This window comes from Streptomyces sp. NPDC047971, assembly GCF_040653355.1.
Taxonomy (GTDB): Bacteria; Actinomycetota; Actinomycetes; order Streptomycetales; family Streptomycetaceae; genus Streptomyces.
In genome coordinates this window covers 70,923-94,520 of record NZ_JBEZNW010000015.1, presented here as the reverse complement: position 1 = coordinate 94,520, position 23,598 = coordinate 70,923, and the positions used below count along the sequence as shown (strand labels likewise).

At 72.3% G+C, this 23,598-nt stretch carries 21 protein-coding genes; 12 read left to right on the top strand and 9 right to left on the bottom strand.

Going from position 1 to position 23,598, the window contains the following annotated elements:
* Positions 1-128: 128 nt before the first annotated feature.
* Positions 129-875: an AraC family transcriptional regulator gene (locus AB0D99_RS16745; RefSeq protein WP_362361689.1), complete on the bottom strand. Its 747-nt coding sequence runs from the start codon at positions 873-875 to the stop codon at positions 129-131.
* Between the two features lie 139 nt (positions 876-1,014).
* Here AB0D99_RS16745 and AB0D99_RS16740 point away from each other — a divergent pair, with 139 nt between their 5' ends.
* The 5 genes from AB0D99_RS16740 to AB0D99_RS16720 all read left to right on the top strand — a co-directional run bounded on the left by AB0D99_RS16740 (position 1,015) and on the right by AB0D99_RS16720 (position 7,118).
* Positions 1,015-2,085 (top strand): iron ABC transporter permease, encoded by a 1,071-nt coding sequence (locus tag AB0D99_RS16740; RefSeq protein ID WP_362361686.1) that lies wholly within the window; start codon positions 1,015-1,017, stop codon positions 2,083-2,085.
* Entirely contained in the window at positions 2,085-3,161 is a 1,077-nt protein-coding gene (locus tag AB0D99_RS16735) for an iron ABC transporter permease (RefSeq protein ID WP_362361683.1), read from the top strand. Before AB0D99_RS16740 ends, AB0D99_RS16735 begins: the two co-directional genes overlap by 1 nt.
* 143 nt (positions 3,162-3,304) lie before the next feature.
* Positions 3,305-4,105 carry an ABC transporter ATP-binding protein gene (locus AB0D99_RS16730; RefSeq protein WP_362361858.1) on the top strand — a complete coding sequence of 267 codons (801 nt, stop codon included), beginning with the start codon at positions 3,305-3,307 and terminating at the stop codon, positions 4,103-4,105.
* A complete protein-coding gene (locus AB0D99_RS16725) occupies positions 4,102-5,151 on the top strand; it encodes an ABC transporter substrate-binding protein (RefSeq protein WP_362361680.1) in 1,050 nt (349 codons plus the stop codon). Before AB0D99_RS16730 ends, AB0D99_RS16725 begins: the two co-directional genes overlap by 4 nt.
* Positions 5,152-5,264: 113 nt before the next feature.
* Positions 5,265-7,118 (top strand): SIP domain-containing protein, encoded by a 1,854-nt coding sequence (locus AB0D99_RS16720; protein ID WP_362361677.1) that lies wholly within the window; start codon positions 5,265-5,267, stop codon positions 7,116-7,118.
* Positions 7,119-7,245: 127 nt separating this feature from the next.
* Here the strand turns inward: AB0D99_RS16720 and AB0D99_RS16715 are convergent, their stop codons facing one another.
* From AB0D99_RS16715 to AB0D99_RS16695, 5 genes are all read right to left on the bottom strand, one after another.
* Positions 7,246-8,040, bottom strand: coding sequence for an SDR family oxidoreductase (locus tag AB0D99_RS16715; RefSeq protein WP_362361674.1), 795 nt, complete (start codon positions 8,038-8,040; stop codon positions 7,246-7,248).
* 129 nt (positions 8,041-8,169) lie between these two features.
* Entirely contained in the window at positions 8,170-9,555 is a 1,386-nt protein-coding gene (locus AB0D99_RS16710; protein WP_362361671.1) for an AMP-binding protein, read from the bottom strand.
* Positions 9,556-9,677: 122 nt separating this feature from the next.
* Entirely contained in the window at positions 9,678-10,193 is a 516-nt protein-coding gene (locus AB0D99_RS16705) for a DinB family protein (protein WP_362361669.1), read from the bottom strand.
* 111 nt (positions 10,194-10,304) lie between these two features.
* Positions 10,305-10,856: a hypothetical protein gene (locus tag AB0D99_RS16700; protein WP_362361666.1), complete on the bottom strand. Its 552-nt coding sequence runs from the start codon at positions 10,854-10,856 to the stop codon at positions 10,305-10,307.
* A gap of 16 nt (positions 10,857-10,872) precedes the next feature.
* Positions 10,873-12,339 carry a membrane-associated oxidoreductase gene (locus AB0D99_RS16695; protein WP_362361664.1) on the bottom strand — a complete coding sequence of 489 codons (1,467 nt, stop codon included), beginning with the start codon at positions 12,337-12,339 and terminating at the stop codon, positions 10,873-10,875.
* A 181-nt stretch (positions 12,340-12,520) separates the two neighbouring features.
* On the opposite strand from AB0D99_RS16695, the gene AB0D99_RS16690 reads away from it, so the two are divergent.
* On the top strand, positions 12,521-13,633 hold the full coding sequence (locus tag AB0D99_RS16690) for an ABC transporter substrate-binding protein (RefSeq protein ID WP_362361661.1): 1,113 nt from the start codon (positions 12,521-12,523) through the stop codon (positions 13,631-13,633).
* 123 nt (positions 13,634-13,756) lie between these two features.
* On the opposite strand, the gene AB0D99_RS16685 is transcribed toward AB0D99_RS16690, so the two are convergent.
* Complete coding sequence (locus tag AB0D99_RS16685; RefSeq protein ID WP_362361658.1) at positions 13,757-14,884, bottom strand: caspase family protein; 1,128 nt, start codon at positions 14,882-14,884, stop codon at positions 13,757-13,759.
* Between the two features lie 280 nt (positions 14,885-15,164).
* On the opposite strand from AB0D99_RS16685, the gene AB0D99_RS16680 reads away from it, so the two are divergent.
* From AB0D99_RS16680 to AB0D99_RS16655, 6 genes are all read left to right on the top strand, one after another.
* On the top strand, positions 15,165-15,437 hold the full coding sequence (locus AB0D99_RS16680; protein ID WP_362361655.1) for a hypothetical protein: 273 nt from the start codon (positions 15,165-15,167) through the stop codon (positions 15,435-15,437).
* Between the two features lie 168 nt (positions 15,438-15,605).
* Positions 15,606-16,583, top strand: coding sequence for a teichoic acid biosynthesis protein C (locus AB0D99_RS16675; RefSeq protein WP_362361652.1), 978 nt, complete (start codon positions 15,606-15,608; stop codon positions 16,581-16,583).
* Positions 16,584-16,862: 279 nt separating this feature from the next.
* Entirely contained in the window at positions 16,863-18,014 is a 1,152-nt protein-coding gene (locus AB0D99_RS16670; protein WP_362361649.1) for a tetratricopeptide repeat protein, read from the top strand.
* Between the two features lie 92 nt (positions 18,015-18,106).
* Entirely contained in the window at positions 18,107-19,162 is a 1,056-nt protein-coding gene (locus tag AB0D99_RS16665) for a polyprenyl synthetase family protein (protein ID WP_362361855.1), read from the top strand.
* A 57-nt stretch (positions 19,163-19,219) separates the two neighbouring features.
* Positions 19,220-19,915, top strand: a complete 696-nt coding sequence (locus AB0D99_RS16660) for a helix-turn-helix domain-containing protein (protein ID WP_362361646.1) — start codon at positions 19,220-19,222, stop codon at positions 19,913-19,915.
* 32 nt (positions 19,916-19,947) lie between these two features.
* A complete protein-coding gene (locus AB0D99_RS16655) occupies positions 19,948-20,511 on the top strand; it encodes a DUF3291 domain-containing protein (protein ID WP_362361643.1) in 564 nt (187 codons plus the stop codon).
* A gap of 538 nt (positions 20,512-21,049) precedes the next feature.
* On the opposite strand, the gene AB0D99_RS16650 is transcribed toward AB0D99_RS16655, so the two are convergent.
* Positions 21,050-21,601: a hypothetical protein gene (locus AB0D99_RS16650; RefSeq protein WP_362361640.1), complete on the bottom strand. Its 552-nt coding sequence runs from the start codon at positions 21,599-21,601 to the stop codon at positions 21,050-21,052.
* A 236-nt stretch (positions 21,602-21,837) separates the two neighbouring features.
* A complete protein-coding gene (locus AB0D99_RS16645; protein WP_362361637.1) occupies positions 21,838-23,427 on the bottom strand; it encodes a hypothetical protein in 1,590 nt (529 codons plus the stop codon).
* Positions 23,428-23,598: the final 171 nt, after the last annotated feature.

The window sequence follows — 23,598 nt, the reverse complement described above, 5'->3', positions numbered from 1 at the left end:
TCCGGCCGGGCGGGTGCGCCTCGGGATCGGTCAGGTAAGGCTCACCTAAGCACCCCGGGGGCACTGGCTGTCAAGTCGCCCTCCGGCGGCCGGTGTCGGCCGCCGGAGGGCGACCCGGACGCCGCGCGTCAGGCGGTGCGGCACCCCGCGCGCTCCTTGACCCAGGCTCCGGGGGTGCGTCCGAAGTGCCGTCTGAAGGCCAGGATGTAGCCGTTCGTGCTGACGAATCCGACCTTGGCGGCCACCGCTCCGACCTGGTGCCCCTGGGTCAGGAGTTCCAGGGAGTGATTGAGCCGGACGCGGGTGCGCCACTCGGAGAACGCCAGCCCGGTCTCGGACCGGAACGCCCGGCGCAGGCTCGTCGAACTCACGTAGAGGCTCTCGGCCCACTCGGTCGCGGTGCGCTGGTCGTCGGGTCTGCGCAGCAGCGTCCCGGCGACCGTGCGGGCGGCCTCGCTGGTCGGGCGGAGGAGCGGAAGTCGCGTGTGCCGTCCGGCCGGAGCGCTGGTCAGGGCGGCGAAGGCTCGGGCGTCGTCGCTCTCGGACCGCGTTCCGCGGGTCCCCGCGAGGAGGTGGCGGCGGGCCTCGCCGTCAACCTGGACCACCGTCGGCTCGGCGTACGGGAGCCGGTACCGATCGGCGTCGAACGACTCCGCCATGACCAGGGAGTCGGGCTCGAACCGGGCGCTGTGCGGCGTGCCGGCGGGCAGCCACAGGGCCATGGGTGCGACGAGCTCGTGGTCGCCCCCCGGAGTCGTGACCGTGATGCGGCCCAGGGGCGCGTACAGGAGTTGGTGGAAGTCGTGGACGTGCGTCGCATGGCCCGTCGCGGTGATCTGCGCGTGGTCGCTCGTCTGCGTCTCGTCGTCGGCCATGGCGGCCACCCCCCTGGGACGTGGGGTCGGCCGGAGCGCGACCCCTCGGTGTGATCGGTCGGACTCCGGCTTGGATCGCCGAAGGTTAGGCAAGGGTAACCTAAGTTCCCTCACGAACCAGGTGTACCAAGGACTATCCATGACAGAACCACCCGCATCGACCACGGCGTCGCCGCCTCCGGTACGGATGCACGGCACCCCGGCGGCCCTCACCCGGCCCGGCCGGGGCGTGACGGTCACCGTGCTCGCGGTCCTCGTCCTGCTGGCGACCCTCGTGGCGGGAATCGGGCTCGGCGCCCGGGACATCTCGCCGCTGGAGGTCGTCCGCATTCTGCTCCATCCCGGGGAACAGGCGTACGACACCCACGTCCTGTGGACCGAACGCATCCCCCGCACCGTCCTCGGTCTCGTCGTCGGCGCGGCCCTCGGCGCCTCCGGTCTCGTGATGCAGGCACTCACCGCCAACCCCCTCGCCGACCCCGGCATCCTCGGCATCGAACAAGGCGCCGCGATGTTCGTCGTGTTCGGCATCATCTTCTTCGGCGTCACCGATGTCACCGGCTACTTCTGGCTCGCGCTCCTCGGCGCCTCCCTGGCCGCCGCGCTGGTCTACCTCATCGGCACCCGCACCGAGGCCGGCGGATCCGCCGTCGGGCTCGTACTCGCCGGCGTCGCCCTCGCCGCCGTCATGTCCTCCCTCATCACCCTGCTCGTCGTCCGTGACAAGGAGGTCTTCTTCCACCTCCGCTTCTGGTCCGTCGGCCAACTCACCGGACGTGGCGAGATCCTGGGCACGATCCTCCCGTTCGTCGCCGTCGGCCTCCTGCTCGCGATGCCGCTCGGCCGCACCCTCAACATCCTCGGCCTGGGCGACGACACCGCCCGCGCCCTCGGCGTACGCGTCGAACGCGCCCGGCTCGTCAGCGCCGCCGTCGCCGTCCTGCTCTGCGCGGCCGCCACCGCGGCCATCGGCCCCGTCGCCTTCGTCGGACTGGTCGCCGCGCACTGCTCGCGCCTCCTCGTCGGACCCGACCACCGCTGGTCGCTTCCCCTTTCCATGGCCGTCGGCGCCGTGCTCCTCACCGCCGCCGACATCGCGGGACGCCTCGTCCTCGACCACGGCGAGGTGCAGGTCGGTCTGATGACCGCTGTCATCGGCACCCCCTTCTTCGTGTGGCTGGCCCGCCGCCGCTCCCTGGTACGGATGTGATGACCGCACTCGAACTCCGGCCCCCGCGGCCGGACACCACCGTCGCGGACACCGTCGCCGCGCGGCTCCGGGCAGGCCGCCGCGCCCGCCGCCGCCGGGCCCTGCTCGTCGGCGCCGTCCTCGCCACGGCCCTCGTCGGGCTCACCGCCGCCTCCGTCCTGCTGGGCGGCGTCGGTCGGGTCGACCCCGCGGACGTGCTGCCCGCCGCGTTCGGCCTGCGCACCGGACTCGCCGACTACATGATCTTCCAGCTGCGCATGCCCCGAGCGCTGTCCGCCGTACTCGCCGGAGCCCTCTTCGGCCTGGCCGGCTCGCTCTACCAGCGGCTGATCCGCAACCCGCTCGCCACCCCCGACATCCTCGGCATCTCCGCCGGCGCCGGGGCCGGCGCCGCGACCGTGCTCCTGTTCGCGCCCGGCGCCCTCGCCGTCGGGGTCCCGGCCGCCGCCGTCATGGGCTCCTTCGGCCTCGTCTGCGCCATCCAACTGCTCAGCTGGCGCGGCGCGGTCGACACGTACCGCCTGGTCCTCGTCGGCATCGGCCTCAGCGCCTTGTGCACCGCCTACACCAACTACCTCTTCACCGTGGCAGACCAGCAGAGCCTCGCGATCGCCATGCGCTGGACGGTCGGCAGCACCAGCGCCGCCGACTGGCCCGGGGTCACCACCCTCGCCATCGGCCTGCTCGTCTGCGCCGCCGCCGCGCTCGTCCTCGGACGATCCCTCGGCACCCTCGCCCTGGGCGACACCTTCGCCTCGGGCCTGGGCACCCGCGTCACCGCCTCCCGGATCGGCATCCTGCTGCTCGGCGCCGCCGCGGCGGCGCTGGCCACCAGCGTCGTCGGCCCCATCGGCTTCGTCTCACTGGTGAGCGGCCCCATCGCCGTACGCCTCGTGGGCATCGACCGCTCCACGGTCGTCGCCCCCGCCATCGGCGCCGTCATCGTGATCGGCGCCGACGTCCTCGCACAGAACGCACCTCTGATCAGTCCGGTGCCCACCGGGGTCCTCACCGCCCTGCTGGGCGCCCCGTACTTCGTCTGGCTGATCCTCCGACGCGGGCAGGGAGCCTCGTGACACACCCCGTGACCCCACCGACCACCGCTGCCGCCGAACCCGCGAAGCCGGATCCGGCGTCCCCGGAGCGAACGGCGGAGGCTTCCGTCGCCGCACCCCGCGCCACGGTGGAGACGCCCGCCACGACCGAGGCCGCACACCGGATCGAAGCCCGGGGGATCAGCGCCGGATACGGCAGGACACCCGTCATCGAGGACCTGTCGCTCCGCATCGAGACCGGCAAGATCACCGCACTCGTCGGCCCGAACGCCTGCGGCAAGTCCACCCTGCTCAAGTCCATCGCCCGGCTCCTGCCGCTCGCCGCCGGATCCGTGCTCCTCGAAGGCGCCGACATCCACCGCCTCCCCACCCGGGAGGTGGCCCGCAGGCTCGGCGTGCTGCCCCAGTCCCCGGTCGCCCCCGAGAGCATCACCGTCGGCGACCTGGTGTGGCGCGGACGCCACCCGCACCGTCGGTTCGGGCACCGCCGGGACGCGCGGGACGACGTCCTCATCGCCGACGCGCTCCGCGCCACCGGTACGGCCGAACTCGTCGACCGCCCCGTCGACCAGCTCTCCGGAGGACAGCGCCAGCGCGTCTGGATCGCTCTCGCCCTCGCCCAGGACACTCCGACACTCCTGCTCGACGAGCCCACCACCTATCTGGACATCGCCCACCAGATCGAGGTCATGGACCTGCTCGCCGACCTCAACGAACAGACGGGCCGCACCATCGTGCTCGTCTCCCACGACCTCAATCAGGCGGCCATGTACGCGTCGACGATCGTCGCCATGCGCGACGGACGCATCGTCCGGCAGGGCCCGCCCGAGGAGGTGCTCGACGAACGGACCGTGGCCGACGTGTTCGGCCTGGACTGCCTCGTCGTCCCCCACCCCCGCACGGCACGGCCACAGATCTTTCCCCTCGGCCGCCGCCACCACTCGCAGAAGAACGGACAGGAATGAACCGCCTCGCCAGACCCCTCGCCCGGCGCTCCGCCGCCCGCACGCTGATCGCCGCCGTCGCGTGCGCCACCCTGCTCGCCGGCTGCGGAGGCGCGGCGGACGACAAGGGCACCGAGACCAAGCCGAAGTCCGGCGACGCCGCGGCGGCCGCCTTCCCGGTCTCGCTCACCAACGCCTGGGGCACCACCAAGGTCGACAAGAAGCCCCTGAAGGTGGCCACCGTCTCCGACGGCGACACCGACATCGCCCTCGCCCTCGGCATCGTCCCCGTCATCACCCCGGACGCCGAGGACGGCGGCCCCGTCCCGGAGTACAAGCAGCGCGCCATCACCAAGCTCGGCGCCGGCAAGCTCAAGACCTACGACGACACCGACGGCACCGACTTCGAGGCCATCGCCGCCGAGGCCCCCGACGTCATCCTCGGCATGAACACCTGGTCGATGGAGACCGAGTACGCCAAGCTCGCGCCCATCGCCCCCGTCGTCACCTACACGGACAAGAAGCACGCCGACACGCTCACCTGGCAGGAGCGACTGAGGAACGCCGCCAAGGCCCTCGGCATGAAGGACGAGGCCGAGAAGGTCATCGCCGCCAACGAGAAGGCGACCGCCGACGCGGCCGCCGCGCACCCCGAGTTCAAGGGCAAGACGTACACCTACGCCGTCGTCCACCCCGAGCAGCTCACCTTCATGTCCTACGCCGACCAGGACCCGGGCGTCTTCGAACAGCTCGGTCTGCGCAAGACCGACAAGGCCAAGAACTACACGGCCGACAAGAACTCCGTCAGCCTGGAGAACCTCGACCAGCTGGACGCCGACGTCCTCCTGATGACCTACCCCTTCGGTGACAACGGCCTCCTCAGCGCCTCCGAGTTGGAGAGCAACAAGGTGTTCCAGTCGCTCGGCGCCGTCAAGGGCAAGCACTACGCGGTCATCCCCTCGGAGAACACCCTCTCCTCCGCGGTCGCCTACCCCGACGCCCTCAGCGCCCCGTGGGTGGTCGAGAAGCTCACGCCGATCCTGGCGAAGGCCGTCGCCGGCAGGTGACCCCCGCTCCTCGCGCAGGAGCACCGCCCCACCCCCAGGGGCCGGGTGGACGGAGATCGCGCCACGCCCCCGTCCACCCGGCCCCGCCCGTCGTCCCGCAAGGAGCCCCGACCATGCCCACCCGCAACCCCCGCTCGGTCGTCACCTTCCCGATCGTCCTCCGGGAACTGACCGTCCTGCGCGCCGAGAACATCACCCCGGGCATGCGCCGTCTCACGCTCGGCGGACCCCAGCTCGACGCCTTCGTCAAGGACGGACTCGAGCTGCCGGCCCTGCGCACCGAGGGCTTCGACGACCACGTCAAGTTCTTCTTCGCCGACGAGACCGGACGCCTCGTCCTGCCGGGCCAGCAGGTCAGCAGCCTCGACTGGCCCGTCGACGGCCGCCCCGTGGCCAAGGACTACACCCCGGTCCGGCACGATCCGGAGAAGGGCGAGATCGACTTCGACTTCGTGCGCCACGAGGGCGGCGTCGCCTCCTCCTGGGCCGAAGGCGTCGTACCGGGCGACAGCGCCTGGATCGCCGGCCCGAAGATGTCCCACAGCCACCCGGACGGCGCCGACTGGCTGCTCGTCGTCGGCGACGAGACCGCCCTGCCCGCCATCGGCCGCTGGCTCGCCGAGATGCCCGAGGGCACCAAGGCCCGCGTCTTCATCGAGATCGGCGACGACAGCCACCGCCAGGAGCTGCCCACCCGCGCCGACGCCGACATCGTGTGGCTCTCCCGCGACGGCGCCCCCGCCGGCACCACCGACCTCCTGGAGCAGGCGGTCCGCGCGGCCGAGTGGCTTCCCGGCACCGTCTTCGCCTGGGTCGCCGGCGAGGCCGTCACGCTCAAGGGCATCCGACGCCACCTGGTGACGGAGCGCCAGGTACCGCGCGAACACACCCACATCACCGGGTACTGGCGCCGCACCACCCCCGTCGTCCCCAGCGCGGGCGCCGAGATCACCTCGGAGCCGGAGGACTCCGACGACGCGCACGAGCGCCTCCACGAACTCACCGACCTGGCACCCGGCTACGCCATCCGGACCGCCGTCACCCTCGGCCTCTTCGACCTCGTGGACCGCGGTGTACGAGACGCGGGGGAGCTGGCACTCCGCGCCGAGGCCGACCCGGACACCCTCAAGGCCCTGCTCGGCTACCTCGTCGCGATCGACCTGCTCACCCTCGACGAGGACGGCTACCGGCTCACCCCGGTCAGCGAGGAACTCGTCGAGGACGACCACTCGGCCGACGAGTACCACCTGGAGGGCGCCCAGGCCGCGTTCGACGCCTCCCTGTCCGGCCTTCTGCACACCGTACGCACGGGAGAGGCGGGCTACCGCACGCTCGACGGGCTGACCCTGACCGAGGCCATGGCCCAGCGGCCCAGGATCGCCGGGGACGCGCGCGCAGCCGTCGAGGACGAGGCCCGCTGGATCGCCCCGGCCATGCTGCGGGCCCACGACTGGTCGGACGTGACCGAACTGACGGCCACCGGCCACGGCGTGGCCACCGTCGTCGAGGCCCTCGTCAAGGAGCACCCGGAGCTGCGCGCCCGGATCCTCGCCATGCCGTCGGTGCTCCGTGCCCTGAGCGAGGCGGTCCTCGACCAGGACACGCTGCCCCGGGTCGACCTGGTTCCGAGCTCCGGAGCCGTACCGCCCGGCACCCGAACTCTCCTGATGTCACGTCAGCTCGAGTGGCTCGCCGACGAGGACGCGGTGCACACCCTCGCCGTAGCCGCCGACTCGCTCGCCCCGGACGGCACGCTGCTGCTCGTCGAGCAGATCACGCCCGAGGACCCCGACGACATGGACGCGGTCCTGCACCACTTGCGCCTCAAGTGCGCCTTCGGCTCGGGCTTGCGGACCGCCGACCGGATCACGAGCCTGACCGAGGAGGCGGGCCTCGTCCTCCGCTCCCGCACCGACATCGGCTGGGACCACCGTCTCTTCGTCCTGAGCCGGCCGACGCGGGGATAGACGGCCACGGGCGGGCATGCGGGAGGTGCGAGGGGTCGACGGGCCTGATCGACGAGACAGTCCCAGGGTGTGTGCAGCGAGCGCGCGTGCCAGGGTTCGCGGGGCAGGCGGCACTTTCGGCACACCCTCAGGGCAGGATCGAGTCCACGTACCCACCGTCCACCCGCAGCGCCCCGCCCGTGGTCGCGGAGGCATGGTCGGAGGCGAGGTAGACGACCATGGCGGCGATCTCCTCCGGCTCGATCAGCCGCTGCAGCAAGGACTGCGGCCGGTGCTCCCGCATGAACGCCCGCTGTGCCTCGTCCCACGGCAGGTCGCGGTCGACCAGCTCGTAGACCAGGTCCTCGACGCCGCCCGTGTGCGTGGGACCTGCGATGACCGAGTTGACGGTGACTCCGGTACCGGCGGCCCGCTTGGCGAACCCGCGGGTGACGGCGAGGAGCGCCGTCTTCGACATGCCGTAGTGGATCATCTCCGCCGGGATCACCACGGCGGAGTCGCTGGCGATGTTCTGCACCCGTCCCCAGCCGCGCTCGCTCATCCCGGGCAGGTACTGGCGGATCAGCCGCACAGCGGCCAGCACGTTCACCTCGAAGTAGCGCCGCCACTCGGCGTCACTGATCTCCAGGGCCTCGACGGCCTCGAAGACACCGAGGTTGTTCACCAGGACGTCCACCTCCGGCAGCACCCGGGCGGCCTCGCGGGCTCCGGCCTCCGTGCTGACGTCGGCGACCACCGGCACCAACTCCGCGTCCGGTGCCTGCGCCCCCAGCGCGGCGACCGCCCGGTGCACCCGGGACTCCGTCCGCCCGTTGACTCCCACCCGCGCCCCGGCCCGGGCGAGCCCGGTGGCGATCGCGGCCCCGATGCCCTGGGTGGAGCCGGTGACCAGCGCGGTTCGTCCCGTCAGATCGATACGCATGGACGGGAGCCTTCCCGCTCCGGCCGCCCGACAACGGGGGCGGCGCCCCCACCCTTCGGACGGCCCCGTGAACGCCTCCGTACGGCTCACAGATCCCGGAGGGTCTCCCCTCGCCACGCCGCCGACCGGTCAGCGGGCGGCCGGGACGTCCCGAAGGCGACCGGTCACGACCAGGTCGCCGTCCGGGGTGAGCCGCGCGAGGGCGCCGGTCCGGAGGAAACCGTCGGGCGTGAAGGCGCGTGCGTTGTCCTCGGGGGCCCGGTAGTAGCCACGCGGCGTGTACGGACCGCGGGCGAGGAGTTCGCCGGACTCCCCGACGGGCACCTCGCCGCCGTCGGGGTCGACGACGCGGATCTCGTCGTCGGGCGACAGCGGGCGGCCCCGCGTGCCGAGCGACCGACCGTCCGGATCGGCGCGGTGGGTGAGTGTGAGCAGCCCCTCCGCCAGTCCGAAGACCTGCTGCGGGCGGCAGCCGAGCGCGGCGCCGATCGCCTCGGCGGACGCCGGATCCGCCTCAGGCCCGCCGCAGAGCTGCACCAGCCTCAGACCGCTGACGTCCGCCCGTACGGCGGGAAGCGCGTCGATCCACGCCCGGGCCACGCCGGGCTCCACCGACGTGACGGTGACCCGCTCCCGGTCGATGACCGGAAGACAGACGTCGGCTCCCGCGTCCTCGACCAGAACGACCGTGCCGCCGACGGAGAGCGTGCCGACGATGCCGGGGCCGCCGAGAGCGAAGGGGGACGCCGCCGGCTGCGCCGCGAGGTACACGTCGTCCTCGCCGAGGGACACCAGCTCGGCGGCGGCCCGCATCTGGTAGGCGTAGTCGTTGTGGGTGCGCGGCACGAGCCGAGGTGCTTCGGCGGCGCCGCCGGCGAACAGCAGGAACGCCACGTCGTCGGCGCTCGGCGCGAGCGCCGGCACCGGCGGGGCGTCGACGGAGCCGATCGGGAAGTAGTGGCAGCCCCACGCGTCGGTGGTGTAGCCGCCGCCGTACGGCGACGCGGTGTCCGACGTCTCCAGGGTGAACACCCGCCGGAGGAAAGGCCCTTCGGCGGCGATGCCCGCCGCCATCGCCGTGTGGTCGAAGCCCCGGTAGGTGGAGGGGCCCGCGTAGCCGACGGCCTTGGTGAGCCGGACGAGCCGGGACACCTCGGCACCGCGGTGCGAGACCGGACAGATCACCGGGACCGCACCCGCGCGCATCAGCGCGAACACGGTGACCACGAACTCGGGGACGTTCGGCAGCTGGACGACGACCCGCTGCCCGGGCCGGAGCCCGAGCAGCCGCAGTCCGGCCGCCATGCGGTCCACGCGCCGGTCGAGGGCCGCGTACGTGATCCTGCTGTCGCCGTGTACGAGCGCGGTCCGCGTCCCGTACTGCAGGGCCCAGCCGCGCAGCAGGTTGTCCAGCGTGTTGCCCTGCCAGTGTCCGGCCGCCCAGTACCGGTCGACGAACTCCTCGGGCCAGGGCGTACAACCGTCGAGCATGGTGCCCTTCGCTTTCTTCCGCACACGCGCGTTCCCACGGACCCCGGCAGTCAATGCCGCCGACACCGGGACGCACAAGGCGCGTTCCCGACCATGGACTCGGGACCGCGTCGGCGGAAGGTCCAAGGAACGGTGCTGACCAGGACCTACATGCCCGTCCGGCCGTCGACGAGCTCGCGCACGATGTCGAGGTGACCGTTGTGCCGCGAGGTCTCCTCGATGAGGTGGAGCATCACCCACCGCAGATCCACACAGCGACCGTCGCGGAGCGTGCGTCGAGCCTTGGCGTCGAGGTCGTGCTCGGCGAACAGACGCCGGTAGCGGGCACTCTGCTCCTCGTACTCGGCCAGCAGCCGCGGCAGCGGAAGGTCGACCGCGATCCGCATCTCGGGATCGGGGTCCTCCTCGGTCGCCTCCGCCAGCGGGCCCTCGCGCTCCTCTCCGAGGAACACCACCTGGACCCAGTGGTGCTCGACCCACCGCAGATGGCTGATGAGTCCGCACATCGTCATCAACGGTGAATGCGGGAGAGGTGCCTTGCGGGCGTCCTCGGGGGAGAGGCCCTCGCACTTGGCCCGGGCCGTGTCACGGGCGTAGTCCAGGAAGGTGGCCAGCTGTGTGCGCTCGTCCCAGGCGGGAGGCGTATCGGTTCGTCGAGTCATCGCGCGCAGTGTGCCGCAGCCCGGAAGCGGGTGTCGAAGGGTTTACCGAGCGCCCGGAACCACGTGAGCAGCGGCAGGCGGAGGGTTCGGGCACCGACAGCCCTCCCGGGGCTACCTCCCGAACAGGAAGAACCGGGCCGGGACGACGACCTCATGACCGGTGGAGAAGCGGACACGCACGTCGGACTCCGTCCACGTGGTGGATTCGATCCCCTCCACGGCCACGGCGGTGTCGACGTCCAGCCAGTGCCCGTAGGCGGCGCCGGTGTACCTGCCGATCACCAGGTGGTAGCGGTGCTCCCCGGAGAGGGTGTGGCGGTGGACCAGCTCCAGGTAGTGCGGTGAATCGTCGGCGTACACCACTGACGCGGGAGCGGTGCTGCGGTACGTCACCTCCGTCCGCGGCCACCACAGAACCGTCATGACCGCGAGGGTCAGCAGGACTCCCGCCGCCCCGGCCAGCAGCAACCTGCCGATGCCCGCCCTCCGGCGGGGGCGCGCGGTCTCGGCGGGCTGGTCGGGGGTGACGGTGACGATGGTGTCCTCCAGGGACGGCGCTGCTCCGCACCGGCCGGCCGGAGATGACTCGGTGAGGAGGACGCGGTGCCGGGCCGATCGGTTCGCTCCCCGCAGGCCGTGCCGGACGAAGGCCCTCAGCGGCACCCCCGCCCCGGCCGTGTCACTGTCGGTTGATCGTGCGGGTCACGCCGGCGACGATCGTCGTCGCCAGGATCCAGCCGGTGATGATCAGGCCGTACGAGAGCCACTGGTGCCGGCCGTCAGGGGCGAAAGCCGATTCCTGGCCGAAGTTGATGACGGGCAGCAGCAGATCGAGGGTGTAGAAGACCGGGTTGAAGTCGGGTGACTCACCGGGCTTGACGGGGCGGGGGTGATCCAGACCGTACGCGATCGACCCGACGGCCAGGAGCGACAGCAGCCACACGGCCGCGCGCAGCGGACGGAAGCCGTAGCCGACGGTGGCGTCCTGGACGTACCCCCACAGCCGCCCGTACCAGGTGAGCGTGGCGCGTCGTCGGCGCTGCTTGGCGAGCTGGACGATCCGCGCCGCGTCGTCGTCCCCGACATGACGGTAGGCCGCCGTCAACTGCTCGTATCCGTACGGCTCGTACCGGTCGCCGTCCCGCTCCAGCATCGGCAGGCGACGCTCGGCGGGCTCGTGCGGGGCGAGCGCGGTGTAGGCGAGATTGCCGAGATGCACCTCGTCCGGCAGCTTCTCCGGCTCGAGAGTCAGGATCTCGATCTGGGAGCGCCGCAGGTTCAGGGCCCCTTCGAGGCGCTCGCCACCACGCAGCCAGAGCTCGCCGATGACACAACTGCTGGCCCGCAGCGCCGTCTCGCCCGGATTCGAGAGAACGGCGTGGACCAGGTCGAGACGGCCTGTGATGCGCGAGCCGCGGAGCTCGACCCGGCCCCGCGCCCGGACGCGGCGCGCCCGGACGTGGGCTCCCACGCTGAGGTTCTGCGCATCCAGCGCGGTGCCGCCGGGCACGTCGAACTCGGCCTCCTGAAGGTTGACCCGTCCGGCGATCGAGGCCCCGGTGAGCCGCACCTGCCCCCGCGCCCGCATCTGCGGCGCCCACAGGTCGGCCTCGATCACGGCCTGGTTGAGCTGCAGCACCGGCTCGGAGTCGTCCGGCGCGCCGAACTCCGCCTGCTCCATGAACAGTGCCCCGGAGATGTGCGCCCCGCCCAGCCGCACCGGACCCCGCATCCGGCAGCCCGTGATGCGCAGGACCCGTTCGATCCGCAACCCGGCCGAGGTCAGGCCCGGCAGAACGGACTTCGTCAGGTTGAGCTGCCGCAGGTGGGCACCGTACAGATCCGGGACGTCGTCGAACTGACAGTGACTCAGCCGGATCGCGGCGTCGACGGTGGCGTACTTCAGGTCCAGTACGCCGACGATCCGCGCCCCCGAGATCTTGAGCGCCGCGATCTCTCCGGCCTCCTGCGGAGCCTTGAGCAGGAGCGCCCGCAACACGCTCGCGCGTACGGTCCGCTCGGCGTCCCAGGACCCGCCGAGAGCCGGATCCTCGTCCTCGGAGACCCGGAAGTCCACGGACTCGCCGCGTGGAAAGGCCCGCCATATGCGTGCCTCGGCCGGTGTCAGATCATCTGTGTCGCTCACTCCGGGACTCTGACGTGCCGTGATCGCGCTGTCAATCTCCCTATGGATCAGGGGGGTTTCGTCGGCTCGGCCTCGACTCCGCACCCTTCCCGGTTCAACTACTCTCGGCCCCACTGACGTCCATCACGCGCTCCCGGCACGAACACCGCAACGGGAGCGCCCACAGGGGAGAAGCCGACGCATGACGACGCCATCATCGACAGCCGAAGCGCAGCCGGCCGACACCTCGGCCATCCGGATCGGTGTGCTCGTCCCGCTGACCCGGCCCGGCTGGACCGGGGCGGGCCGGCATCTGCTCGCCGGAGTCGAGGTGGCCGTCGGCGACGTCAACGAAGCCGGCGGGATCGACGGACGACCGGTCGAGCTGGTGGTCCGGGACACCGCGGCCGATCCGCGGAAGGCCGCGGCGGCCGTGGACGAACTGGTCCGGCTGGGCGTGTCCGCCGTGGCGGGGGAGTACCACAGCGTCGTCGCCCGTGCCGCCGCCGCCAGGGCCGACGCCCTCGGGCTGCCGTTCCTCTGCTCGTCGGCGGTGCTCGACGGGCTCACCGAGGAACCGACGCCGTGGGTCGCGCGCCTGGCCCCGGCGCAGTCGCGCGGCTGGAGGATCTACGCGGATTTCCTGCTCGCCGCGGGCCACCGTCGCATCGCCGTGGCCACCGAGCCCAGTGTCTACTGGGCGTCCGGGACCGGCATCCTGCGGGACCACGTGGCTGGGCACGGCGGCACCCTGGTCGAACTCGACATGCGCGAACTCGATCCCGGCGCGGTGTGCGACGAACTCGTCGAGAACGGCGCGACAGCCCTCCTTCTGCTGGTCGGTCACCCTGAGCCGGCGGTACCGCTCGTCACCTCCGTACGCCGGGACAAGCGCCTCGCCGAGGTGCTGATCGGCGCACCGGCGGGGCAGCCGGAGTTCGCCGAGTGGGCGTCGGCGCTGGGAGACGACGGTACGGCGATCCCCTTCCTGCGCTATCTGCCCGAGCGGCTCGGCCCGCTCGGCACCCGAGTCGGAACGGCCGTGCGCGAACGGCTGGCGGAGCCGCCCTCCTTCGTCGCCTTCGAGGGCTACGACACGATCGTCGCCCTGGCCGATGTGCTGCGCACGCACGGCACGGACAGGACGGCCACGACCGACCTCTGGTCGAGCGTCGACGTCGAAGGCACCCGCGGGCGCGTCCGGTTCTCCCGCGTGCCCGGCATCGGCGTGGGGCAGTGGGCGTGGCCGCCGATCCAGGTCGTCGACCGGGACCCGGCGCACCCGGACCGCTTCCGGGTTCTCCGCACCGGCTGAGCGAGCACGAGGGACAGGGATCGGCGGCGCGTCGCCCCGCGCCGCCTTCCGCCGGGCCGGCCACGGCCGCAGGCCAGCGTGTCGGCTGCCGACGGGGCTCGCAGGGCGGCGCGGAGAGCCACCTCAGCCGTCGGCGGGGCCGAGCGTCGTCCTGGATGCGCGGTTGAGGCCGAGCGCCAGTCGAGCTTCGCCCTGACTGGTCATCTGCGGCTGCGGCGAGCCCTGACTGGCGAGGCGGTGCCGCAGCTCATGGGAGAGGGTCCGGAGGTCCAACAGGGCGGGGCCGTCTTCGATCCCCCGGTCGAGGATGTCGATGAGCACGCCCGTGAAGTCGGGGTACCTCCTCGTCGGGGACGCGATCGCGGCGCGGACCGAGGAGGTGGCGCTCAGCACGTAGGTCCCGGTCGCGGCGGCGAGTTCCGCCACCGTTCCCATGGATCCCTCCATCGCCAGTCCCGAGAAGCAGCAGTCCAGGATCAGGGCTTTCCGTCTCGCCCGGCTCATGGCGAACGCCTCGCGCACGCCGTCGTAGTCGACGGCCGTGAACGGCCGGTCGTACACGGTGTCGCCTGTCGCGAGCATCAGGCTGCCGGACGCGCTGAGCAGACCGTGGCCGGCGTAGTAGAGAAGGAGGGTGTCGGTGGCCTCCTCCGCGGCGTCGTGGACGGCACCGAGAACGTCGAGTCGTGAGCCGTCGTGCACTTCGGTCGTGGCGCTGCGCAGGAACGCGGGACCGACGGAGGTCAGCAAGGCGCCCACGGCCTCCGCGCCGGGGACGACACCGGGGAGATTCTGGAGTTGCGCGTCGCGGAACCGGCCGACGCCGACGACGACCGCACGGGAGGTGTCCAACCGCGGCAGGTCGGGGTGCCGTTCCGCGGTGTCGGGCGAGGCGACGCTCCGGGGCGTCGGCCGCCGAGGAGCGGGTGCCTCGCCGACTTCGGCGGGTGCGGCCGGGCCGGGGTTGAGGCGTTCCTGATCTGCCGGGGGCAGGTCGATGCTCGGTTTCATTCCCTGGTAGTGGTACGCGGCGAGCCACAGCCGCGACATGCGGTCGCAGACCTCGTCCTCATCGCCCCAGGGGTTGCGCCGCGCCAGCGCGGCCACCACCTCTGCGTAGACGGTCGCCTTGGGGAGGTCGGGCTGGGTGAACAGCTGATGGATCGTGAAGTGACTGACCGACAGCTCCTTCTCCAGCTCCCGGACGCTCGGCCAGCCGGCCATCGCGTGCAGCTCGTGAAGGCGCACCATGAGTTCGTGAAGGGGGCCTGACAGGCCGGAAGGCATGCGGAGTTGGGGCATGGCGACGCCTCGGGTGTCTGCTGCTGTCATGAGATGTCATGGACGATTATTCCTCAGCAGGCCCTGTCGAGGGGAGTCTTCTCCCGTACTTCCACGGGAGGGACCGGCCCGAAGGTGGTTCCAGGCTCCAGGCCGTCCACATCGGCTGACGTCTCCTGCTCCCGCACGAGATCCGAGGAGCCGCGGCCCCGGTCCGCCGCCGGCGCGGGCCCCTGACTCGGAGGCGTCCATGACCTTTCAGATCACCCCCCTGGCGCTGGGGATCCTCATCGTCGGCTGCCTCGTGGGGATCGCTGTCTTCCGGTACACCGTGCGCGCCCAGACGGGCCTGCCGGCCCGAGGCGATCTGGTCGGCGCGGTCTCGGTCGCCGTGGGGGTGATCGCGGCCCTGGGTCTGCTCCTGGGGTTGGGTGACTCCGGCGCGGGCGGTGCTTCCGCGCCGGAGTCGCCTGCCGACGGCCGTCCCACGGTCGCATGCCCGTCTCCGCCCTCGGGATGCTGACCGCGGTACGGACGGCGCGGGCGGGCCGTCCGGGTGCGCGGAGCCCTGGTCCTCGGGTGCCCTCCGCGCGCCGTCGACGAGCCGTTGCCCGTGGGCGGCGGAGGCCTCAACTCCGGTGTGGATAGGATCACCTGTCCCAGCCGCACACACATGCAAATGGAGTCCCCCTTGAACCGCACGCCGGGTTCCCCCCTCTCCCGCCGCAGCCTCATACGCACCGGTGCCGGCGCCTCGCTCGCCATGCTCGGACTCGGTGTCGGCGCGCAGTCCGCCGCGGCCGACGTGGCGGTGACCAAGCGATTCGATCTCACCCAGCCCTCGCACGATTTGTTCCGTTCCGCGAACACGCACAGCGCGCGGGTCCAGCAGAGCTTCGCCTTCGACTGGGAGAACAAGTTCCTGTTCGTGGCGACCAAGCGCAGCGGAAGCCCCGAGTCCGCCGGTGACCTGTGCATCAACAAGATGGACTTCGACGGGAACTACATCTCGTACATGCACCTCAACGGCTTCGGCCACGGTGTCGCCTTCGCCGCGATCCCGGACGGTTCCGGCACCGAGCTGTGGATCGAGTGCGCCGCGAACACCGGCGGATACGGCACCGCGCTCGCCCCCATCCGCTTCACGGCCGACACCACCCTGAGCTCGCCCGCCGCCTCGGCCGCCTACCGGCCGATCTCCGGAGCCACCGAATACACCTGCTCCGTCGACCCGGTCTACCGGCGCATGATCGTGCGCTACCACACCAGCGCCGGCAAGCGCATCGCCGTGTACCCGCTCTCCGCCTTCGAGACGCGGAGCTTCGGCACGCCCCTGGTCGACTTCAAGCAGCCGACGATCTCCGGCACGCCGCAGGGCTACACCCTCTACGGCTCCTACATGTACTTCCTGACGGGCGACGCCTACCCCGGCGACGGCACCCCCACCGGCGACGGCAACTCCTACGTCACCAGCATCGACATCAACACGGGCGCCATCAAGCAGGGCCCCGTCCTCACCAAGGCGGGCTCCACCCTCCACCACCGCGAGCCCGAGGGCCTGGCGATCTACCGCACCGACGCCGGCGAGGCCCGCCTCTTCATCGGCTTCGCCACGGGCGTGGAGGGCGACAGGCGCTCCAGCATCTTCTACAAGAACGTGCTGATCTGATCGGTTCCCGACCACCGCGCCGCCCGGGCCACGCCCGGGCGGCGTCGTGCGTTCCCGGGACGTGCCGGCCCGGCATCCGGGCCGGCCGCACGTCGAACCGGGCGCGTCCGAGTCGCACGCCGGCGGAGCCGACGTACGCCCTGGAGAGGAGTCCTCGGGCAGCCGCGTAGCACTTCGGGATGACCCCGTGCCCGTACGGAGACGGACTTTCCCGCCTCCAGGGAACCTCGCCCTTCCACGGCCGTCTTGATCACCAAGTTCGGCTGGAGGAAGGGTCCGATGGTGAGTCAGGTATGTGACGAGGGGCGGGCGAAGGCGTCCGCGCCGGAGTATCAGGGTGCTCTCGGGTCGTTGTCGGTCAACGCCCCGTTGGCCGAGGTGCTCGCCCGCGGCGTCGAGGAACTGCGGGCGGCGGAGCTGGCCGGAGACCTGCAGGAGGCGGCGCGCTGCGGACTCGCCGTGGCGGAGTCCTGCCGCAGGCTGGGGCGGATCGAAGAGGCCGACCGGGCGTGGAAGGCGAGCTACCGCGCGGCGCGTTCGGCCGGGCACGAGGGGGCCATGGCCTGGGCGCTGTGGAGCGGCGGGACTCTGGCCCGCCAGCGCGGGGCGTTCCCGCTGGCGTACCGACTGCTGCGGCTGGCGGCCGAGATGGGCGAGCGGGGCGGTGACGTCGTCGTGCGGGGCTACTCCCTGGCGGGGCTCGCCGAGACGGGGCGCATCCAGGGCGACTACGCGGCCGTGCGCAGGCTGCACGAGCAGTTGCTGGCCGAGGCCCGTCGGCGCGGTGAGGCCCGGCACACGGTGTGGGCGCTGGAGGGCATCGCGCAGATGCACCGCAACACCGGCGCGTACGACGAGGCACTGGCGCTGTTCGAGGAGGCCGCCGAGACGGCGCTCGGAGCCGAGGACCGCCGCGGGTGGGCATGGGCGCTGCGCGGTGTCGCCGATGTCGTGTCGGCGCGCGACGGGGACGTGGAGCGCGCCCTGTCGCTGCTGTCGCAGGCCGAGGTGGCCTGTGTGGAGATACGGCTGTCCAGCGCGCTCGCCTACAACCACAAGATGCGCGGCAACGTGCTGTACCGGGCCGGCCGTTACGAGGAGGCCCGTGAGCTGTACACGCGGTCCCTCGCGGAGTTCCGCGAGATGGAGGAGCCGCGGGGTACGGCGCTCTCGAGGCTCGGGCTGGTCAAGGCGCGGGCCAGGCTGGGCCGGGACGCCGCGCGGACCGCCGCCGAACTGGCGGAGCTGCGCACGGTTCTGGACCGCATCGGGCTGCGCCACGCCCGGGAGATGGTGGAGAAGGCGGCGGCGGAGCTGGGCGTGGGGCCCCTGCCGGACCGGTCCGGCGACGCGCCGGGGAGTGCGGAGCCGATGCTGCCGGCGGCCGGCCTGGAGGCGTTGCGCGCGGCCGACGCGGAGGGGCTGCGGTGAGCGCCGCCCTGACGTCGGCGTCGACGTCACCCGCGCCGGTGGCGTCGACGGTGTCCTCGCCCGCCGCCGCACGGTCCGAGGCGGCGTGCCCCCTGACGGCCGTTCCCGACGCCCGCCGCGGCGCCGTCCCCGGTGTGGTGGCCCGCAGTCGTGAGCTGGTCCGGCCCGCACTGGTGGACGCGGTGGGTCGGCTGCACCCCTGGACGGGGGAGATGGCGGCGTACGCACTGGGCTGGAGCGATGTGGCCGGAACGCCGGATCCGGACGGTTCCGAAGGCAAGGGGGTGCGCCAGGCGCTCGCCGTGCTGGGGGCCGAGGCCGCCGGAGCGGACGGGAGCGCCGCCGTCCCGGGGGCGGTGGCCACGGAACTGGTGCACACCTTCTCCCTGCTGCACGACGACATCATGGACGGCGACGCCCTGCGACGGCAGCGTCCGGCGGTCTGGAAGGCGTACGGGACCGGTCCGGCGGTCCTGGCCGGCGACGCGCTCCACGCCCAGGCCGTACGGACGCTGGCCGAGGCGCCGAGCCCCCATGCGGCGACCGCCGTCCGGCACCTGTGCGGCACGCTCGACGCTCTGGTGAGCGGGCAGGCGGACGATCTGCGGTTCGAGCAGCGACCGTGGACCGGTGCGGGTGCCGTGGAGTTGGCCGAGTACCGGTCGATGGCGGAACGCAAGACGGGGGCCTTGTTGGGCGGCGCGATCGGTCTCGGTGCGGTGCTCGGCGGCGCGCCCGCCCGGACCGTGGCGGTCCTGGACCGGGCCGGGCGCCATCTGGGCATCGCCTTTCAGGCGGTGGACGATCTGCTCGGCATCTGGGGCGACCCGGAGGTGACGGGCAAGCCGGTCCACGGCGACCTGCGACAGCGCAAGAAGACCTACCCGGTCCTCGCCGCGCTGGCCTCGGGGGGCACGGCGGCCCGCGAGCTCGCGGTGCTGCTGGAATCCCCCGAGCAGCTGCGCGGCGCGGGACCGGCCCGTGCCGCCGCGCTCGTCGAGGAGGCCGGTGGGCGCGCCGCGGCCCGCGCCGAAGCGCGCCGGAACCTGGACGCCGCCCGCCGCGGACTGGAGGACGCGGCACTCGCGCCCGCGGCCGCCGGGGACCTGGACGCGCTGTTCACGTACGTGCTGGACCGCAGCTGGTGAGATGGTGCCCGCGCCCGGCTTTCTATCGCCCATCCACGTTGTTCCTAGAATGGTCGGGTGGAGGACATCGAAGCGATCGCGGCGTTGCAGGATCCGGTCCGGCGCCGCCTGTACGAGTACGTGGCGGCACAGGGCCGTGAGGTCGGGAGGAACGAGGCCGCCGAAGCGGTCGGGGTGGCACGCACGCTCGCCGCGCACCATCTGGACAAGCTGACCGAGGCCGGGCTCCTGGAGAGCGGCAGCCGTCGTCTGACGGGCCGCTCGGGGCCGGGGGCCGGCCGGCCCGCCAAGGTGTACACGCGGTCGAAGGCGGAGCGGTCGGTGTCGCTGCCCGCCCGCGACTACCTCACCGCCGCCGAGTTGCTGGCCGAGGCCGCCGAGCAGGCCGGGCTGGACGCCGGGCTCTGCGCCGCCGCGCGCCGCCGGGGCGAGGCCCTGCGCGGGTCGGCGGCGCCCTGCGGCGACCTCGACGAGGCCATGGAGATGCTGGCCGCCCGTGGTTACGAACCGCACAGGGAGACCGCCGAGGACGCCGAGGTCGTGGAGGGGGAGCCCGAGGCGGCCGGCGTCGTCCGTATGCGCAACTGCCCCTTCCATGCCGTCGCCGAACGCTTCCCGCCGCTCGTCTGCGGCATGAACCTCGCGCTGCTGGAGGGGCTGCTCGGGGCGGACGGGCCGGTCCGCGCCCGCATGGACGCGCGGCCGGGGGAGTGCTGCGTGGTGGTCGAGCAATCTAAAAACAATGACGATTGACATAGAAATGGAGGGCGTGCTGGGATGAGGCCATGACCGCATCCACGCATGCCGCACACCACCTCGCCCAACTCAACGTCGGCACACTCCGCCACCCCATCGACGACCCGCGCGTGGCGCCCTTCGTCGAAATGCTCGATCCGGTCAACGCCGCGGCGGACGGCGCGCCGGGCTTCGTCTGGCGGCTCGTGGAGGAGGGGGCGGGCGATGCCACCGGCCTGCGCCCCGCGGGCGAGAACGTCATCGTCAACATGTCGGTGTGGGAGACCCAGGAAGCGCTGTGGGACTTCGCCTACCGCAGCGGGCACCTGGAGGTGATGCGCCGACGCCGCGACTGGTTCGAGCGGCACGTCGAGGCCCACATGGTGCTCTGGTGGGTGCCCGCGGGCCATGTCCCCACCATCGGGGAGGCGTTGGAGCGGCTGGCGGACCTCCGGGCACACGGCCCGTCCGCGCGCGCGTTCACCTTCGCGTCCTCGTACACCGCCGCCGAGGCCGCCGAGCACCTTCGTACCGTGCCCCAGGCACGCCCCGAGCAGGACCCCCGCGGTGCGGAGCCGACCCCGACCCCGACCGAGGACCCGTCGCCGCTCTGAGGCGACGCGCGGTGCCCGGTGGCGCTGCGCTGCCCCGGGAACGGTTCGAGGAGTCCCGCTGGGCTGCCGGGCAGGGAGCCGCTTGCCGGAACGACGAGCAGTTCGCCCTCACTTGCCACGACCCTCACGGACCAGGCGGCGCCTGGCGGAGCGACGGAGGATCCATCTGGTGCACTCGGTTCCTCCTCCCAGGGCCAGCAGCAGAGCGAGAGCGGCGGCCAGCATCGCCTGTGATCCGCAGGCCACTGGTAGCCCGGCCCGGTAGAAGCCGTAGCCGACGACAGCCAAGCCGACCGGCCCGACGGTCAACACGAGGAAGAACCGGGCCGTCGCACGAGGGGGACGCGCTCCCTCGGCAGCCCATCGCTTGAGCCCTTCCGTGAGCCAGAACGCCGTGAGCGCTGCCACTTCCAGCGCTGTGAGCAAGGCTGCCGAAGCGAGGTCCGCGACCCAGACAAGCATGTTCAGCTCCCCCGATGAGGTGGACACAGCTGCCGCACGACCAGGCCCCCGCCCACGCGCAACATCAAGAACACGTCTAGCGGGGCAGGCGGCCCACCACCGCACGGAACCTTTCTCTTCCCGCAGTGACGCTCGCGTCCCACAGACCTGAGGCGTCACCGCTCAGGGAGAGGGACTGGAGGCGTTGCTCCTCGGCGAGGAAACCGGCCCCTGCCAGGGTCCCGTCGAGCATTCCCATCGCAGTGAGCGCCGCATGGCCGCACGACACCGCGCTGTCGGCGCTTCCCGAGCCGTGGGCCAGCAGGGCATACCGCAGGCACAGGACGGCGAAGAAGGCGTACGTGTCGGCGACATCAGTGATTCCCTCCTCGCTCGGTTGAAGCTCCGGAATCCCCTCCAGCAGCCGTACGCGCTCGGCGGCGTCGGCGAGCGGCCGATCGACCTGCCAAAGATCGCGAACGGACTGCACGTGGAAATCCAGGTCGGCTTCCCGCCCCGGCGCGCCCGCCCGCAGGCCCACGAACAGGGGCGCCATACGCTCGGCACAAGCGGCGACATACAAGCGAACCGCCTCGCCGCCCCCCTCACGAAGAGCCACCGCGACGGCCCTCTCCACCAACGTGTCCACGTCCCAGCCTCATTCCGTTCGAACAGATCGGCAGGCTATACGGCGATCGGGAGACCACAGCGTGACGAGTCAGCACCCTGAGGTGAGCCGCCCCGTCCGTGGGCGAAGCCGACCGCGGCCCACGCCCCCACCCCGCCGTACTACGTGTTCGGCGTCCTGAAGGTGCTCACCCATCCGAAGCCCACCACCGCACAGCCCAACCCCCGGTCAGCCTGGCCCCGGTCACCCGGCCCCGGTCACCTCGGGATCGTGCAGTCCAGGATCCTTCCGTCCACCGTCCCCACGACCAGCCGCCGTTGGTCGGCACGGAACACGACGGACATCGGCGTGACCGGGTGGCCGTGTGCGCGCAGGGTGTGCCGGCCCCGTACCTCGCCCGTCGCCGTGTCGAGCGTCTCCACCTCGCCGGTGAGGTAGACGACGTACACCTCGCGCTCGTCGCCGTCGAGACCGGCGAGCGGTCGGTCGGTCTCGAACACCCAGCGTGCCGCTCCGTCCGGAAGGCGGCGGTTCACGACGTACGTGCCCTTGCGGGCTTCTGCGTAGGTGGCGCCCTGCTCGTACGACCGGCCTGCCTGGACGAGGGTGTCTCCCAACTCGACGGCGGGGCCGCACCAGGGCTGGAGCGCGGACGCCGGGTCCCAGTGCAGGGCAAAGAGGGCGCGCACGGCGGCGGGACCGTGGGTGCCTGGCGGCTCGATCGCGTGGATCCACGGCGTGTCGCCGTCCGGGCCGGGACCGTCCACGTACAGCAGACGGGTGCTTCGTCTGACGCGCAGCGCCGGGGAGTTGGAGCGACGGGCCGCAAGCCCGACTCGTTCCGCCTCCTGGTGCGTAGGGTCGAGCAGCAGCGCGCCCTCTGCGTCGCGCCCCAGCGGGCGCAGCGTCAGCCAGCCCTCGCCCGTGCCGCTCAACGCGGAGGCCGACGCCATCTCCACGCTGTCCACCACACCGCCGTCCGCCGTCGAGATCCGCCGAACCGTGGTCGCCCGGTCGACCAGCCGCCCCGTCTCCTCGTCGCGGCGAAAGCCCCGGTACGTCACCCATGCCGACTCGTCGTCAGGGGCCGCCTCGATCTGGACGCTTCCCTCCCCTTCGGCCGGCAGAGCCCAGCTCAGCGCGCCGGACGGATCCCAGCATTCGAGGTCCGTGTGCCGGCCGGCCGCCAGCACCCTGCCGTCGGCCAGCACCGCGAGGTCCCGAACCTCCGCCCGCCGCCGCCACCGGCCCCGCGTCAACCGGGCGAGGGCGTTCTCCACATGAGGGTCGTACAGGAGCCCGCTCTCGACCATCGGATGGCGAACACTGTCGGGGTCGACCAGACCGGCCGGAGCGGACAGCCAGTCGTCCGCCGCGACGGCCAGCTCGAAGCCTTTGCGGAAGCCGCCGTCCTTGTCCTCGGGGGAGAGCAGCATCGCGAGCCTGCCGTCCTCCAGCCAGCGCAGGTGCCGCACTTGGCGGCTCTTGCTCAGCAGGTCCGTCACCCGCCCGGTCTCCAGGTGCAGCACGAGCAGCTGTCCCTCGAAGTCCCACGAACCGTCGTAGCGGCCCGTGCCCACGGCGACGATCGGCAGCTCCGGGTGAGGCTCGATGGCACACACGGAGTAGCGGGAGGCGACGACGTGGCGCGGCCGGAGGCTGTCGGCTTCGTACACACCGATGCGGTGGCCGAGCCAGCGACCCGCGCCGTGCCAGGGGACGTGGCCGAGGTCACCGGCCGCGATGACGCAGCCGTGACGCGTGGCGGCCACCGCCCACTCGGGCCGACCGATCTCGGCGAACGGCTGGTCCCCGAGTATGCGGTCGACGGTCAGCTCTTCCGGCACGACGATCTCCCCTCAGGAGCCGCACAGTCTGCCAGGCCCTGCCCCACTCGGGTAAGGCTGCGAGAGTGTCCGGGTGGGTCCCACAGTCCGCCATGGGCATCGGCCACGAGGAGCCTGGGCACGACTGGGATGGAGCCTCCTCCAGCCACGAGGAGGGCTGCGGGTACGTCG

Coding starts and splice junctions, on each gene's coding strand:
- AB0D99_RS16715 (WP_362361674.1), bottom strand. CDS start 8,040: ATGCGTATCGATCTGACGGGACGAACCGCGCTGGTCACCGGCTCCACC.
- AB0D99_RS16735 (WP_362361683.1), top strand. CDS start 2,085: ATGACCGCACTCGAACTCCGGCCCCCGCGGCCGGACACCACCGTCGCG.
- AB0D99_RS16655 (WP_362361643.1), top strand. CDS start 19,948: ATGACCGCATCCACGCATGCCGCACACCACCTCGCCCAACTCAACGTC.
- AB0D99_RS16720 (WP_362361677.1), top strand. CDS start 5,265: ATGCCCACCCGCAACCCCCGCTCGGTCGTCACCTTCCCGATCGTCCTC.
- AB0D99_RS16690 (WP_362361661.1), top strand. CDS start 12,521: ATGACGACGCCATCATCGACAGCCGAAGCGCAGCCGGCCGACACCTCG.
- AB0D99_RS16745 (WP_362361689.1), bottom strand. CDS start 875: ATGGCCGACGACGAGACGCAGACGAGCGACCACGCGCAGATCACCGCG.
- AB0D99_RS16685 (WP_362361658.1), bottom strand. CDS start 14,884: ATGGTGCGCCTTCACGAGCTGCACGCGATGGCCGGCTGGCCGAGCGTC.
- AB0D99_RS16670 (WP_362361649.1), top strand. CDS start 16,863: ATGGTGAGTCAGGTATGTGACGAGGGGCGGGCGAAGGCGTCCGCGCCG.
- AB0D99_RS16740 (WP_362361686.1), top strand. CDS start 1,015: ATGACAGAACCACCCGCATCGACCACGGCGTCGCCGCCTCCGGTACGG.
- AB0D99_RS16705 (WP_362361669.1), bottom strand. CDS start 10,193: ATGACTCGACGAACCGATACGCCTCCCGCCTGGGACGAGCGCACACAG.
- AB0D99_RS16725 (WP_362361680.1), top strand. CDS start 4,102: ATGAACCGCCTCGCCAGACCCCTCGCCCGGCGCTCCGCCGCCCGCACG.
- AB0D99_RS16680 (WP_362361655.1), top strand. CDS start 15,165: ATGACCTTTCAGATCACCCCCCTGGCGCTGGGGATCCTCATCGTCGGC.